Genomic DNA, 12219 nt, shown 5'->3' with positions numbered 1-12219 from the left:
GCCCGCCGGCCGGTCGCGCCGGGTTTGTCGGCCGGCCTCCTGCCCGCCGCGCCGCTGCCCGGCGATCTCGCGTGGGCCCAGGGCAATCCGGCCGTCGCGGCGGCGTTCGGGGCGGCCGTCCGGGCCGTCGACCAGACCTTTCTTCCCCCGAGGGTACGCACGATGGCGCAGGCCAAGCTCGCCGAGTTGGGTGGCGGCGACCCGGGCTGGGCCACGCCGGACTGGCTGGCGGCGGCGGTCGCGCCGTTGCCCGACGTCGATCGCCCGGCCGGTCGGCTGGTGCTGCTGACGATGTTCGCCTCATACCGGGTCACCCCGCAGGTGATCGTCGACTTCCGCGACGGCCGTCCCAGCGACGCCGCCCTGATCGAGGTCACCGCGTGGGCGGCGCTGCTGGCCGCCCGGCATCTCGGAGCCCGCCTGTACGCCGCCCGCACCCACCCCGCACCTCCGGTACCACTCAGCGAAGGGACGAGCCCATGACCATCAGCGACGCCTTCACCGACCTCACGGCCGACGGCGAGGAGATCGAGAATCTGCTGGCCTGCCAGCCGGACGCGGCGTGGGACACGCCCACTCCGGCGGAGGGCTGGACGGTGGCCCACCAGATCGCCCACCTCGCCGCCACCTTCAAGCTCGCCGGGTTGGCGGCGGCGGACGCCGACCGCTTCGAAGCCCTCAAATCGCGCCTCAGCGCCGACTTTCAGACCAATGTGGACACCGCGATGGCGCCGTATCTGGCGCTGACTCCACCCGCTTTGCTGGGCCGATTCCGGGAGGAGCGGATCGCCGCCGACAAGGCGCTCGCCGCCGTCCCGGAGGGACAGCCGGTGCCGTGGCTCGTCCGCCCGCTCCCCGCCTCGGTGCTCGCGGCGGCCGGGATGATGGAGCTGTTCGGCCACGGCCAGGACATCTACGACGGACTGGGGCTGCACCGGCAGTACACCGATCGCGTCGGGCACGTCGCGTTCTTCGGTACGCGTACGTGGGACTTCGGGTATCAGGCGCGTGGGCTGGCCACTCCGGACGTCTCCTTCCGTTTCGCGCTGACCGCGCCGTCCGGGAAGGAGTGGATGTTCGGCCCGGCCGACGCCGAGCAGACCATCTCCGGGCCGGCCGTCGACTTCTGCCTGCTCGTGACGCGTCGCCGGCACCCGGACGACCTGCGGCTGACCGCCATCGGCAAGGAGGCCGGCGAATGGCTGGAGCTGGCTCAGGCGTACCGGGGTCCGGCCGGTCCCGGCCGCCGCCCCGGTCAGTTCACCTGACCCTCACCGGTCGCGGAAACGGCCGTCCGTCCCCTATGGACGGGCGGCCGCTTTACGTGTGGTCGTCAGACGAAGAAGGTGTTGGGTTCCAGGCCGCAGAGGATTCGGCCGTAGAGCTCGAGGTTGGTGCTCGGCAGGTTGAGCGCGTGCAGGGTGATCGTCTGCATGTCCCGCTGGATGCGCTGGATCGGGATCGAGGAGTAGATCGAGGACGCCCCGCTGGCCATGGCGAAGGTGTTGACGGCGTCCAGGCCGAGCTGGCAGATCCGGCCCACCGCCATGCGGGCGTACGCCCGATCCTGCAGACTCCACGGCTCGTCCCGCAGTCCCTTACCGTCCACCAGGTCGGCGAGCCGCCGGGCGTGGAACTCCATCTCGTCGATCTTCAGCGAGGCGTCGGCCACCTGGAGATGCGTCACGGGAGCCTCGATCTGGCTCGCATACGCGGTGTTGGTGATCGCCCGGCCGGGCAGCCGCTCGAAGAACGCCTCCCGGGCCGCCCGCGCCAGCCCGACGATCTTCCCGGTCGTCGAGGCGGAGACCGCGCCGACCATGGGACCGCGGTAGATCGGGAGCTCGCGGTTGCGCACCGAGGCGTACTGCTGCTGCATGAGCGCGCTGATCTTCAGGTACTTGACGGTCGGGATGAACAGGTCCTGCACCCGGAGGGTCACGCTGCCGGTGGCACGCAGACCGGCGACGTCCCAGTCGTCGATCACCTCGAAGGCGCTGATCGGCGCAAGCGCCAGGATCGGCTCCGCGCCGCCCTCGCCGTCGGGCAGGATCGCCGACAGCAGCTTCCACTGACTGTGCGCGGCTCCGCTGTTGAAGTTCCACTGCCCGGAGACCACGACGCCGCCGTCCTTCGGCACCGCCATCGCGGTCGGCGCGAGGGTCCCGCAGATGCGCACGTCGGGAGTGGTGAAGACCTCCTCCTGCACCTCGTCGGGGAACATCCCGATGTTCCACGACATGATCCACCAGGCGGCGGTGTTGAAGGCGGCCGAACCGTCGCCCCGGCCGAGTTCGATGCCCACGTCGACGAGCGTCCCGGTGTCGCAGGCATACCCGCCGAACCGTTCCGGCGTACGCAGCCGGAAGATCCCGGCGTCCGTCATCGCCTGCACGGTCTCGTCGGACAGCCGGCGGTCGCGCTCCGACGACTGGGCGTTGGCCCGCAGGACGGGCACGAGGTCTGCCGCGCGCCGCCGAAGCTCTTCACGGGTCGGTTTCTGGATGACGTCCACGGGGTCTCCTTCGCTTCGTCCATTCTGGACCGATGCCATTACTGCGCATTTTCGGAGTTGCCGAAAGGCGTACGGCATGCCTTGCCACACAACCAGATCGGCACGTCGCACGCCGATGCTAGCGCCCCCTGGGCTGCGCGTATCGAGCAATCTCCGAGAAGTTCATCGATGGCAAATCGATACGATGACCCCGATCACTCCCCCAATTCATTTTCCCGATGGGAGACACGTGGATGGCCAATCAACTCGGTGACCACGCGGTCGTCCTGGGCGGCAGCGTGGCGGGTTCGCTCGCCGCCCGCATGCTCTCGGACCACTACCGGAAGGTCACGCTGGTCGATCGCGACACGCTCTTCGGTCCGGACGGTCCCCGGCACGCGGTGCCCCAGGGCCATCACATCCATGCCCTCCTCGCGCGAGGGCAGCAGATCCTCGACGAACTGTTTCCCGGGTTCACCGACGAACTCGTCTCGATCGGGGTGCCGATCGGCGACTTCGGGACAAGCCTGAGCTGGTATTTCAACGGCGAGATGATCCAGAAGGCGGAAACCGGGCTCATCTGCGTCGCCGCGGGACGGCCCCTGCTGGAGGCGCGCCTGCGCGGCCGGGTCAGCGCCCTGCCCAACGTGACCTATCGCGAGCGCACCGACATCCTCGATCTGGTCGCCGCACCGGACCGGGGCCGGATCATCGGCGTACGCGTCCAGGGGAAGGACGCCGCCGAACCCGAGGTGCTGCAAGCAGATCTCGTCGTGGACGCCACCGGCCGCGGCACGCGTACGCCCAAGTGGCTCGAACAGCTGGGCTATCCGCGCGTGCCCGAGGAGCGGGTCAAGATGGAGCTGACCTACACCACCTGCGATTTCCACGGCCCGTTGGAGTTCGACCCGATCGGCGACGACATCGCGCTGTTGCCGGTGGCGACCCCGGCGATGCCGCGCGGCGCGATCTTCGCCCGCCTGCCCGACCGGTACGCCATCTCCCTGACCGGCATCCTCGGCGACAAGCCGCCGACGGACATGCACGGGTTCATGGAGTACGTGAAGAGCCTGCCGGTGCCCGAGATCTACAAGGCGGTACGCGACGCCAAGCCGATGGGTGAGCCGCAGACGTTCCACTTCCCGGCCAGCATCCGGCGTCGATACGAGCGGATGAGCCGGTTCCCCGATGGACTGCTGGTCGTCGGGGATGCCGCCGCGGTCTTCAACCCGGTGTACGGCCAAGGCATGACGGTCGCCGCGATCGGGGCCACCGTGCTCGGCAAGCACCTCGGCCTGGGCGTGCCGCAGCCGCAGGCGTACTTCCGGGATCTGGCCAAGGTCGTCGACGGGCCGTGGGACATGGCGGCCGGCGCCGACCTCGGGTTCCCCGGCGTCGAGGGCAAGCGGTCGCTCAAGACCAAGATCGGCAACACCTACATTCCCCGGCTCCAGGCGGCGGCCACCCGTGACGGCGTGCTGTCGGCCGCCTTCCTGCGTACCGCCGGGCTCGTCGATCCGCTCACGGCGCTGATGAAGCCGGGCGTGATCTCCCGGGTGTTCCGCGGCCCGCGGTGACCCGCACCCTTCGAATCCTTTGAGGAGGCACCCATGGAGAGGCGCTGTCCGCACCTGATGGACCGCACCGGTCAAGACATCCACGCCGAGACCGAGGAACTGCGCAAGCAGGGGCCGGTCGCACAGGTCGAGCTGCCCGGCGGGGTGCTCGCCTGGTCGATCACCAGCTACGAGCTGGCCAAGCAGGTGCTCGGCGACGAGCGGTTCGCCAAGGACCCGCGACAGCACTGGCCGGCACTGATCAACGGCGAGATCCCGGCGGACTGGCCGATGATCACCTGGGTCGTCATGGACAACATGACCACCCGCGACAACCCCGACCACGACCGGCTGCGCCGGGTCATCTCGCAGGGCTTCTCGGCCCGGCGCATCGAGTCCGCCCGTACGCTCGTCGAAGGCATCGCCAAACGGCTGCTCGACGGGTTGGAGCAGGTTCCGGCGGGCACGGCGATCGACCTGAAGAAGGCGTACTGCTATCCGCTTCCCGCTTCCGTCGTGTGCGACCTTTTCGGCGTACCGGAGGAGGCGAGGGCGGACGCGCTCAAGGGCGGCGAGGTCAACGTCAGCACCACGATCACCCCGGAAGAGGCCGAGGCCAACGTCGAGCAGTGGCACAAGGCGATGGAGGACCTCGTCGCCGAGAAACACGTACGCCCCGGTGACGACCTCACCAGCCTGCTGATCGCCAGGAAGAGCGCCGACGACGAGGTCCTCACCGACGAGGAGATGGTCGGCACGCTGCACCTCATGCTCGGCGCGGGTTCGGAGACGCTGATGAACGTCCTGAGCCACGCGATCCTCAACCTGCTGAGCCACCCGGACCAGCTCGCGTTGATCCGAAATGGACAGATCGGCTGGGACGCGGTCGTCGAGGAGACCCTGCGGGTCCAGTCGCCGGTCGCGCAGCTGCCGTTCCGGTTCCCCACCGAGGACATCGAACTCGGCGGCGTACTGATGCGGAAGGGCGACCCGGTGATGATCGGCTTCGCCGGCATCGGCCGCGACCCCGAAGTGCACGGCGAGACCCGGGCCGAGTTCGACATCACCCGCGCCGACAAGACACACCTGTCCTTCGGCCACGGAGTGCACTACTGCCTCGGCGCTCCGCTGGCCCGGCTGGAGGCGTCGATCGCCCTCCCGGCGATCTTCGAGCGCTTCCCGGACATGCGTCTGGCGGTCAGCCGCGACGAGCTGGAACCGCAGGGCACGTTCATCATGAACGGCCACGCGGCGCTTCCGGTGTATCTGAAGGCCTGATCTCGGCACTTCCTCGGGCTCTTCCGCCTGCGCTTTCGCTCGGCCGGGAGAGCCCTCTGCTTACCCCTCTTTCGGCAAAGGACCCCTCATGAGCTCTCCGTCCACCCCCGACCCGCGCCGTTGGCTGGCGCTCATCCTGCTGTGCACCGCGAACTTCATGGTCATCCTGGACTCGCAGATCGTCATCCTCGCCCTGCCGAAGATGTCCGAGGCGTTGCACCTGTCGCCCGAGGCCGCGCAATGGGTGCTCAGCGCCAACCTGCTCACCTTCGGGGGCCTGCTGCTCCTCGGTGGGCGTGCGGCCGACCTGCTGGGCCGCCGGCGCATGTTCATGCTGGGAACGGCGTTGTTCCTGCTGGTCTCGGTCGCCTCCGGGCTCGCACCCAACGGCGAGATCCTCATCGCCGCCCGCGCGCTGCACGGCGTCTCGGCCGCCCTGATGGCGCCGACGGCGCTGTCCATTCTCACCACCACGTTCCCCGAAGGCGCCGAGCGCAACAAGGCGCTGGCGGGCTGGGCAGGCATCGCCGGCATCGGCGCGGTGACGGCCCTGCTCATCGGCGGCGCACTGGCCAACCTCGGCTGGCAGTGGGTCTTCTTCGTCAACGTGCCCGTGGCGCTGCTGATGCTCGTGATCAGCCCGGTCCTGCTTCGTGAGAGCCGCAACGCGGGCCTGCCCCGCAAGTACGACGTCGCGGGCGCGCTCAGCAGCACCGTCGCCCTGGTCCTCCTCGTGTACGCCGTCGCGATCGCCCCGATGGCCGGGTGGCTCAGCCCGATCACGCTCGGCCTGTTCGCCGCGTCGATCCTGCTGTTCACCCTCTTCGTCGTCATCGAGCGCCGCTCCAGCGCGCCGCTCGTCCCACTGCGTATCTTCCGCAAGCCCAACCTGAACGGGGGCAACCTCGCGATGGTGACGATGGGCATGCTCGCCTTCGGCTTCTCCGTCACCATCTCGCAGTACTCGCAGATCGTCCTCGGCCTCACCCCCTTCGAGTTCGGCGTACGCCAGGCGATCATGCCCGCGATGGCCTTCGTCGGCGCGTACGTGGGACAGGCGTTCGTGACCCGGCTCGGCTTCCGCCCCATCGCCGCTGCCTGCCTGGTCATGCTGGGCGCAGGCAGCCTCATCATGGCCCTCACCGCCACGGGATCGCTCTCCTACGGCGCGACCTTCATCGCACTGATCCCGTTCGGCGTCGGCATCGGACTCGGCACCACCGCGGCGTCCGCTGCCGCCCTGTCCGGCGTCGCCCCCTCCGAATCCGGCCTCGCCTCCGGCTTCAACACCGCTGCCCAGCAGGTCGGCGGCGGACTCGGTGTCGCCGTCGTGCTGACCGTGCTCGCCTCCTACACCGGTACGGGCACCGGCGGCTTCCAGTCCGCGTTCGTCGCCTGCGTCGTGTTCGCCGTCGTCGGCTTCGTCCTGACGGTGGCGCTGATGCGCAGCAAGCAGGCGACCGAAGCGGGTCTGCAGGCCGAGCAGCCCGTGCCCGTGCTTACGCACTTCTGATCCGCGCTGCATAACCTGTTTCATGATCAACGGAGTTTTCGCGGGGTTATGACACCGCGAAAACTCCGCTGATCATGGCATTTCATGATCGGCGAGGCGGGCGGCTCGCTCTTCGAGGTAGCGGCGCTCCGGCAGACTCGTCGCGCGCCGGGCGGCCGTTTCGTACGCCGTCAGCGCCGCTGCCGAGTCACCGGCCAGTTCCAGCAGATGTGCGCGTACCGCCTGAAGTCGGTGACCACTGGCGATGCGCTCGTCGGAGTCGAGCGTGGCCAGGAGTTCGAGGCCGGCCGCGGGACCGGTGACCATGGCCAGGGCGACGGCCTTGTTGAGGCGGACCATGGGGTTGGGCCAGACCTGCTCGAGCAGTTCGTAGAGCACGAGGATCTGGGGCCAGTCGGTGTCGGCGGCGTGCGCGGCCTCATCGTGGACTGCGGCGATCGCGGCTTGGAGCTGGTAGGGGCCGATCGGCGACTCACTGAGGGTTTGGGTGACCAGGCGCGTGCCTTCGGCGATCTGCTCCTGATTCCACTTCGTCCGGTCCTGATCCGCCAGGGCGATCAGTGTGCCGTCCGGACCGGTACGCGCGGAGCTGCGCGCGTCGGTGAGCAGCATGAGGGCGAGGAGCCCGGCCACTTCGCCGTCCTCGGGCAGGAGCCGGTGGAGTTCGCGAGTGAGCCGGATGGCCTCGGCGCTCAGATCAGGACGGCGCAGATCGGGGCCGGAGGTGGCGGTATAGCCCTCGTTGAAGATGAGGTAGAGGACGTGGCGCACCACGCGGAGCCGTTCGTGCAGGTCGGGACCGGTGGGCAGGCGGAAGCTCGCCCCGGCCGCCTTGATCTGCTGCTTGGCGCGGCTGATCCGCTGGCCCATCGTGGCGTCGGGAACCATGAAGGCGTGCGCGATCTGGGTCGTCGTGAGGCCGCCGACGGCGCGGAGGGTGAGTGCCATCTGCGACGGGCGCGACAGCGCGGGATGGCAGCAGAGCAGCAGCAGGATCAGGGTGTCGTCGCCACTGGCGTGATCGTCGCCTGGGCCGATGGTGACGAACTCGTCCCGCGGGGTCAACGCGGCCGAGGTGGCCTCACGGTGCTGCCGGGCGGCCTCGCTGCGCTGCAGGTCGGTGAGGCGCCGGCCGGCGACGGTGATCAGCCAGGCCGCCGGAGAGTCGGGTACGCCCTGCTCCGGCCACTGGACGACGGCCGCGAGCAGGGCCTCCTGCACGGCGTCCTCGCACGCGTCGAAGTTGCCGTAGCGGCGCAGGAGCACGCTGAGGACCTGCGGCACGAGTCCGCGCAGCAGGTCCTCCGGCACCATCACCTCTCCATGTCGGACAGATCCGCGAGCGGCCGCAGCTCGACGGTGCCGTAACGGGCGTCGGGCATCCGGGACGCGATCTCGATCGCCCGCTCCTCGCTGGCGACGTCGATGAGGAAGAATCCGGCGAGGTGTTCCTTGACGTCCACGAACGGGCCGTCGGTGACGGTGAGCTGCTCGTCGCGGATACGCAGCGTCTTGGTGGTCGACGGCGCGTCCAGGGCGGCCGACTCGACCAGCTCGCCCGACTGGTGGATCTCGGCCATCAGCGCGCCGAACTCCTTGAGCTTCGTCGCGCGCGCCTCGGGCTCCAGCTGTTCCTGCTGGTGGAGGAACATCGGGTGGACCCAGCTGGCGGGGTTGCTGTGGATCAGGACGACGTACTTCATGCTTCACCCCTACGCTCCGGCGCCGGTGTGGCGCCTCTCATCAAGTAAGTCGGAACAAAGAGGCGGATTTCGACATCCGGCGAGCTGGCCCTTCACGGGTCCGGCCACCCGACCGAGGCTAGAGCATCGCCCCAGACCGGGCAACGGTGCCACGCGGATCGATGAACACCGCCGAATGTCGAAATCCGGCGTCCGGTTCCGACTCCCCTATGAGGCCGAAATCCGGACCTTCGGGCCGAGCCAAAGGAAGGTTTCATGCGTCTACCGACCGTCGTCAGCCCTGAGGAGTGGCTGACCGCCCGCAAGGCACTGCTGGCCGCCGAGACTGCGGCGAACGAGGCCCGGCGGGCCGCGGCCGCCGAGCGGCAGCAGCTGCCCATGGTACGCGTCGAGAAGAAGTACGCCTTCGAAGGCGACCAGGGCACTGTGGGGCTGGCCGACCTGTTCGAGGGCCGGCCGCAACTGATCGTCTACCACATGATGTTCGACCCCGCGTGGGACGAGGGCTGTCGATTCTGCTCGTTCCTCATGGACAACGTGGGCCATCTCGCGCACCTGCACGCGCGGAACACGACGTTCGCCATCGTCTCGCGCGCGCCGCTGGAGAAGTTGCAGCGCCACCGCGAACGCATGGGCTGGCCGATGCCGTGGTATTCGTCGTTCGGCTCGGACTTCAACTACGACTTCCATGTCACCCTCGACGAAGCGATCGCACCGGTCGAATACAACTACAAGGACAAGGCGACGCTGCTGGCCGAGGGGCAGGACTTCTTCACCGAAGGCGAGCAGGGCGCGGTCAGCGTGTTCGTCCGCGACGGCGACGAGGTCTTCCACTCGTACTCGTCTTACGGCTGGGAGAACGACATCCTGCACAACACGTTCAACTACCTCGACTTGACGCCGCTGGGGCGGCAGATGGACGGGCCGGGGAGCGTCGCCGTCCGGTACCACGACCGTTACCCGGGCTGACCCTGTCGCTTTGGCGTCGCTGGCGGCGTTGCTGGCGGTGCTGGCGTTGCGAGATCCCGGGATAACGTCCCTTCGAGCGGAAACGAGGGGACGTTATCCCGGGATATCGCGCACGGGGCGTGCCCCGATCGCGCACGCTCGCCCCGACATCGCGCAGCGTCAGGCGTCGAGCATCTCCCGCCGCCAGTCGGTCCGAGGCTCCCGCCGAAGCTCGTGCCGCAAAGCCTCGACCAGCGAGGTGTGCACGGGATTCCAGCCGAGCGCATGCCGGGTCTTCACCGCCGAGCATTCCTGGTCGAGCCGGAACAGCCCGGCGAAGATCGCGATCTCGGGCGGTGGTTCCTCGTCGAGCGACCAGGACATCGTCTTGCCCCCGCCGACCACGTCCGCGATGACGTCGACCTCGATGTTCTCGGCGACGCCGTACCAGTAGGTCCGGGGGGCGGCCTTCTTGGCGATCGCCACGTACAGCCACGCGAGATCCTCCACGTGAACGGCGCCCCAGCGTACGCCGGGCTCACCGAGGTAGACGCCGGCCCCGACCCGGTCGCGCAGCGGAATCCAGCGGTCCCCCACGACGCCGCCGCCGTTGCCGTAGATGAGTCCCGGCCGCACGATGATGCCGCCGCCGTCGATCACCCGGCGTTCCACTTCGTCCCGCCACCCGACGAAGGGATGCGGGACGGGAACGGTGTCCTCGTTGGTGTAACCCTCGCCGGAGACGTCCGACCCCGACGTGTAGATCAGCGGCACGCCGGAGGCGAGCAGGCCGTCGACGGACGCGAGATCGTGCTCCTCGTCGAGGATCGCGCCGAGGTTGACGACCAGGTCGAAGCCCTGGGCGGCCGCAGTGAGCGACGCCGGATCGGTCAGGTCGCCGGGCACGGTCGGATAGCGGCTGGGGATCGGCTTGCCGTCCGGCCGCTGGAGGCAGGTGACCTGGTAGCCCGCCTGGAGGAAGGCGCGCGCGGTATGCGTGCCGGCGTACCCGGCGGCGCCGATGACGAGCACCTTCGCCGGAGGCTGCACGCCCTCCCCCACTTGGTTGTCGTACTCCGCCATTTCTTCCCCCTTCTCACCAGGTGACGGGCAGGCTCTTCAAGGCGTACACGGTGGTGTCGTCGCTGAACTGCAGCTCGCTTTCGGGGATCGCCAGGCGCAGCCCGGGGAACCGGTTGAGCAGCGCCGGGTACGCCTCCCGCAGTTCCATCCGGGCCAGCGGCGCGCCGATGCAGAAGTGCACACCGTGCCCGAAGGCGAGATGGCCGGACGGTGCGCGGGTGATGTCGAGCCGGTCGCCGTCGGCGATGTACTCGGGGTCGCGGTTCGCGGCGGCGAGCGCCGGGACGACGAGGTCGCCTTCCCGGAAGACATGTCCACCGACGACGGTGTCGCGAGTGGCCTGGCGGACGAAGCCGCCGTGCAATACGCCGAGGTAGCGCAGCAGTTCCTCGACCGCGCCGGGCACGACTTCGGGGTCGTCGCGCATCATGGCGAGCTGCTCGGGATGGCGCAGCAGGGCGAGCGTACCGAGCGACAGCATCTGCGTGGTCGTCTCGTGACCGGCGATGAGCAACGCGTTGGCCAGCCCGACGAGCTCGTCGTCGGTGATGTCGTCGGCTTCGCTGCCCGCGCCGTGTTCACGGAGCAGCATGCCGATGATGTCGTCGCTCGGATTCTCCCGGTGGTGATTGATCAGTTCGCGGGTCACCCAGCCGGCGTCGCCGAGCCGCCGCAGCTCGGCCAGCGGCGAGGAGTCCTGCTCGACCCGGGAGGCCTTGCTGCGAAAGCGTTCCCGGTCGGCCTCCGGTACGCCGATCAGCTCGCAGATCACCATGACCGGCACGGTCTTGGCGAACATGGTCACGAGGTCGACCGGCGGACCGGCCTTCTCCATCGCGTCCAGCGCGGTGTTGATGATCTCGACGACCCGCGGTCGCAGCCGCTCGACGCGGCGGGTGGTGAACCAGGCGTGCACCATCTTGCGCAGGCGGGTGTGCTCGGGCGGATCGAGGAAGATCAGGTTGCCCACCTTGCGGCGACGGCGGATCTTCTCCGGGTCGAATCCGGCGTCGGTCAATGCGGGCGGCGGTGCAACGGTGCCGACGAAGAACCCGTCGGTGTCGGCGAGCTGCGCGCGCACTTCGGCGTACCGGCTGATCAGCGTCGCTTCCTGGCCGAAGGCGGTGGTCACCTGGGCCAGCTCGCCGGAATCGCGTACGCGGGCCAGCTCGTCGGCGATGCCCAGCCCGTCTCGGGTCCGGGACAGCGCCATCGGGCAGCGCAGCACCGGCTCTGCAGTGTCGGTCATCGCTCGGCCTCAGGACTGGAAGAACTCGGTCATGATCGGCGCGACCCGCTTCTGATCGTAGAGGTGGCCGACCTCCTCCATCGTGATCAGCTTCGCGTCGGCAAGCTCGTCGACGACCAGCTCCATCGCGTCGAAGATGCCGCGGACGGTCAGCTCGCCCCGGATGATCAGGGTCGGCGCGCTGATCTTGGCCAGCGCCTCGTGCGGGATCTGGGTGTGGTCCCGACTGATGATCGCGTCGTAGTAGGTCGACGGCGCGTTCGCCAGGAACGCCTGCCAGGCGGGGTGCTGGCGGAATCCGTCGATGGTCTCGTCGGTGACGAAGCCGACGACGTCCCGGCCGAACAACGCCACCGCGCCATCGTGGTCGCCGGCCTCGTTGAGCCGTAGATCGG

At 69.0% G+C, this 12219-nt stretch carries 10 protein-coding genes and 2 pseudogenes; 6 read left to right on the top strand and 6 right to left on the bottom strand.

Going from position 1 to position 12219, the window contains the following annotated elements; all coding sequences use genetic code 11:
- Window positions 1-483, top strand: a pseudogene (locus HOV77_RS29425) (hypothetical protein); the annotation flags it as partial.
- A complete protein-coding gene (locus HOV77_RS29420) occupies window positions 480-1268 on the top strand; it encodes a TIGR03084 family metal-binding protein (RefSeq protein ID WP_290867896.1) in 789 nt (262 codons plus the stop codon). The pseudogene HOV77_RS29425 and the gene HOV77_RS29420, both read left to right, overlap by 4 nt.
- 65 nt (window positions 1269-1333) lie before the next feature.
- Here the strand turns inward: HOV77_RS29420 and HOV77_RS29415 are convergent, their stop codons facing one another.
- Window positions 1334-2554 (bottom strand): acyl-CoA dehydrogenase family protein, encoded by a 1221-nt coding sequence (locus tag HOV77_RS29415; protein WP_290867894.1) that lies wholly within the window; start codon window positions 2552-2554, stop codon window positions 1334-1336.
- 194 nt (window positions 2555-2748) lie between these two features.
- On the opposite strand from HOV77_RS29415, the gene HOV77_RS29410 reads away from it, so the two are divergent.
- The 3 genes from HOV77_RS29410 (at window position 2749) to HOV77_RS29400 (ending at window position 6841) form a co-directional block, all read left to right on the top strand.
- A complete protein-coding gene (locus HOV77_RS29410) occupies window positions 2749-4071 on the top strand; it encodes an FAD-binding monooxygenase (RefSeq protein ID WP_363261174.1) in 1323 nt (440 codons plus the stop codon).
- A 33-nt stretch (window positions 4072-4104) separates the two neighbouring features.
- Entirely contained in the window at window positions 4105-5328 is a 1224-nt protein-coding gene (locus HOV77_RS29405; protein ID WP_290867888.1) for a cytochrome P450, read from the top strand.
- A gap of 88 nt (window positions 5329-5416) precedes the next feature.
- Window positions 5417-6841 (top strand): MFS transporter, encoded by a 1425-nt coding sequence (locus HOV77_RS29400; RefSeq protein WP_290867885.1) that lies wholly within the window; start codon window positions 5417-5419, stop codon window positions 6839-6841.
- A 72-nt stretch (window positions 6842-6913) separates the two neighbouring features.
- Here HOV77_RS29400 and HOV77_RS29395 read toward each other — a convergent pair whose 3' ends face one another.
- Both HOV77_RS29395 and HOV77_RS29390 read right to left on the bottom strand, forming a co-directional pair.
- Entirely contained in the window at window positions 6914-8155 is a 1242-nt protein-coding gene (locus HOV77_RS29395; protein ID WP_290867882.1) for a DUF6596 domain-containing protein, read from the bottom strand.
- On the bottom strand, window positions 8155-8544 hold the full coding sequence (locus HOV77_RS29390; protein ID WP_290867879.1) for a YciI family protein: 390 nt from the start codon (window positions 8542-8544) through the stop codon (window positions 8155-8157). Before HOV77_RS29390 ends, HOV77_RS29395 begins: the two co-directional genes overlap by 1 nt.
- A 255-nt stretch (window positions 8545-8799) precedes the next feature.
- Here HOV77_RS29390 and HOV77_RS29385 point away from each other — a divergent pair, with 255 nt between their 5' ends.
- Window positions 8800-9513, top strand: a complete 714-nt coding sequence (locus HOV77_RS29385) for a DUF899 domain-containing protein (RefSeq protein WP_290867876.1) — start codon at window positions 8800-8802, stop codon at window positions 9511-9513.
- A 159-nt stretch (window positions 9514-9672) separates the two neighbouring features.
- Here HOV77_RS29385 and HOV77_RS29380 read toward each other — a convergent pair whose 3' ends face one another.
- The 3 genes and pseudogenes from HOV77_RS29380 to HOV77_RS29370 all read right to left on the bottom strand — a co-directional run.
- Window positions 9673-10575 carry an NAD-dependent epimerase/dehydratase family protein gene (locus HOV77_RS29380; RefSeq protein WP_290867873.1) on the bottom strand — a complete coding sequence of 301 codons (903 nt, stop codon included), beginning with the start codon at window positions 10573-10575 and terminating at the stop codon, window positions 9673-9675.
- A 13-nt stretch (window positions 10576-10588) separates the two neighbouring features.
- Window positions 10589-11824 (bottom strand): cytochrome P450, encoded by a 1236-nt coding sequence (locus HOV77_RS29375; protein ID WP_290867871.1) that lies wholly within the window; start codon window positions 11822-11824, stop codon window positions 10589-10591.
- 9 nt (window positions 11825-11833) lie between these two features.
- Window positions 11834-12219: pseudogene (locus HOV77_RS29370) on the bottom strand (hypothetical protein); the annotation flags it as partial.

This window comes from Hamadaea sp. (assembly GCF_013362815.1).
In the GTDB taxonomy this organism is placed as follows: Bacteria; Actinomycetota; Actinomycetes; order Mycobacteriales; family Micromonosporaceae; genus Hamadaea.
Note: the sequence above shows the minus strand (reverse complement) of the source record. Positions and strands in the feature narration are given on the sequence as shown.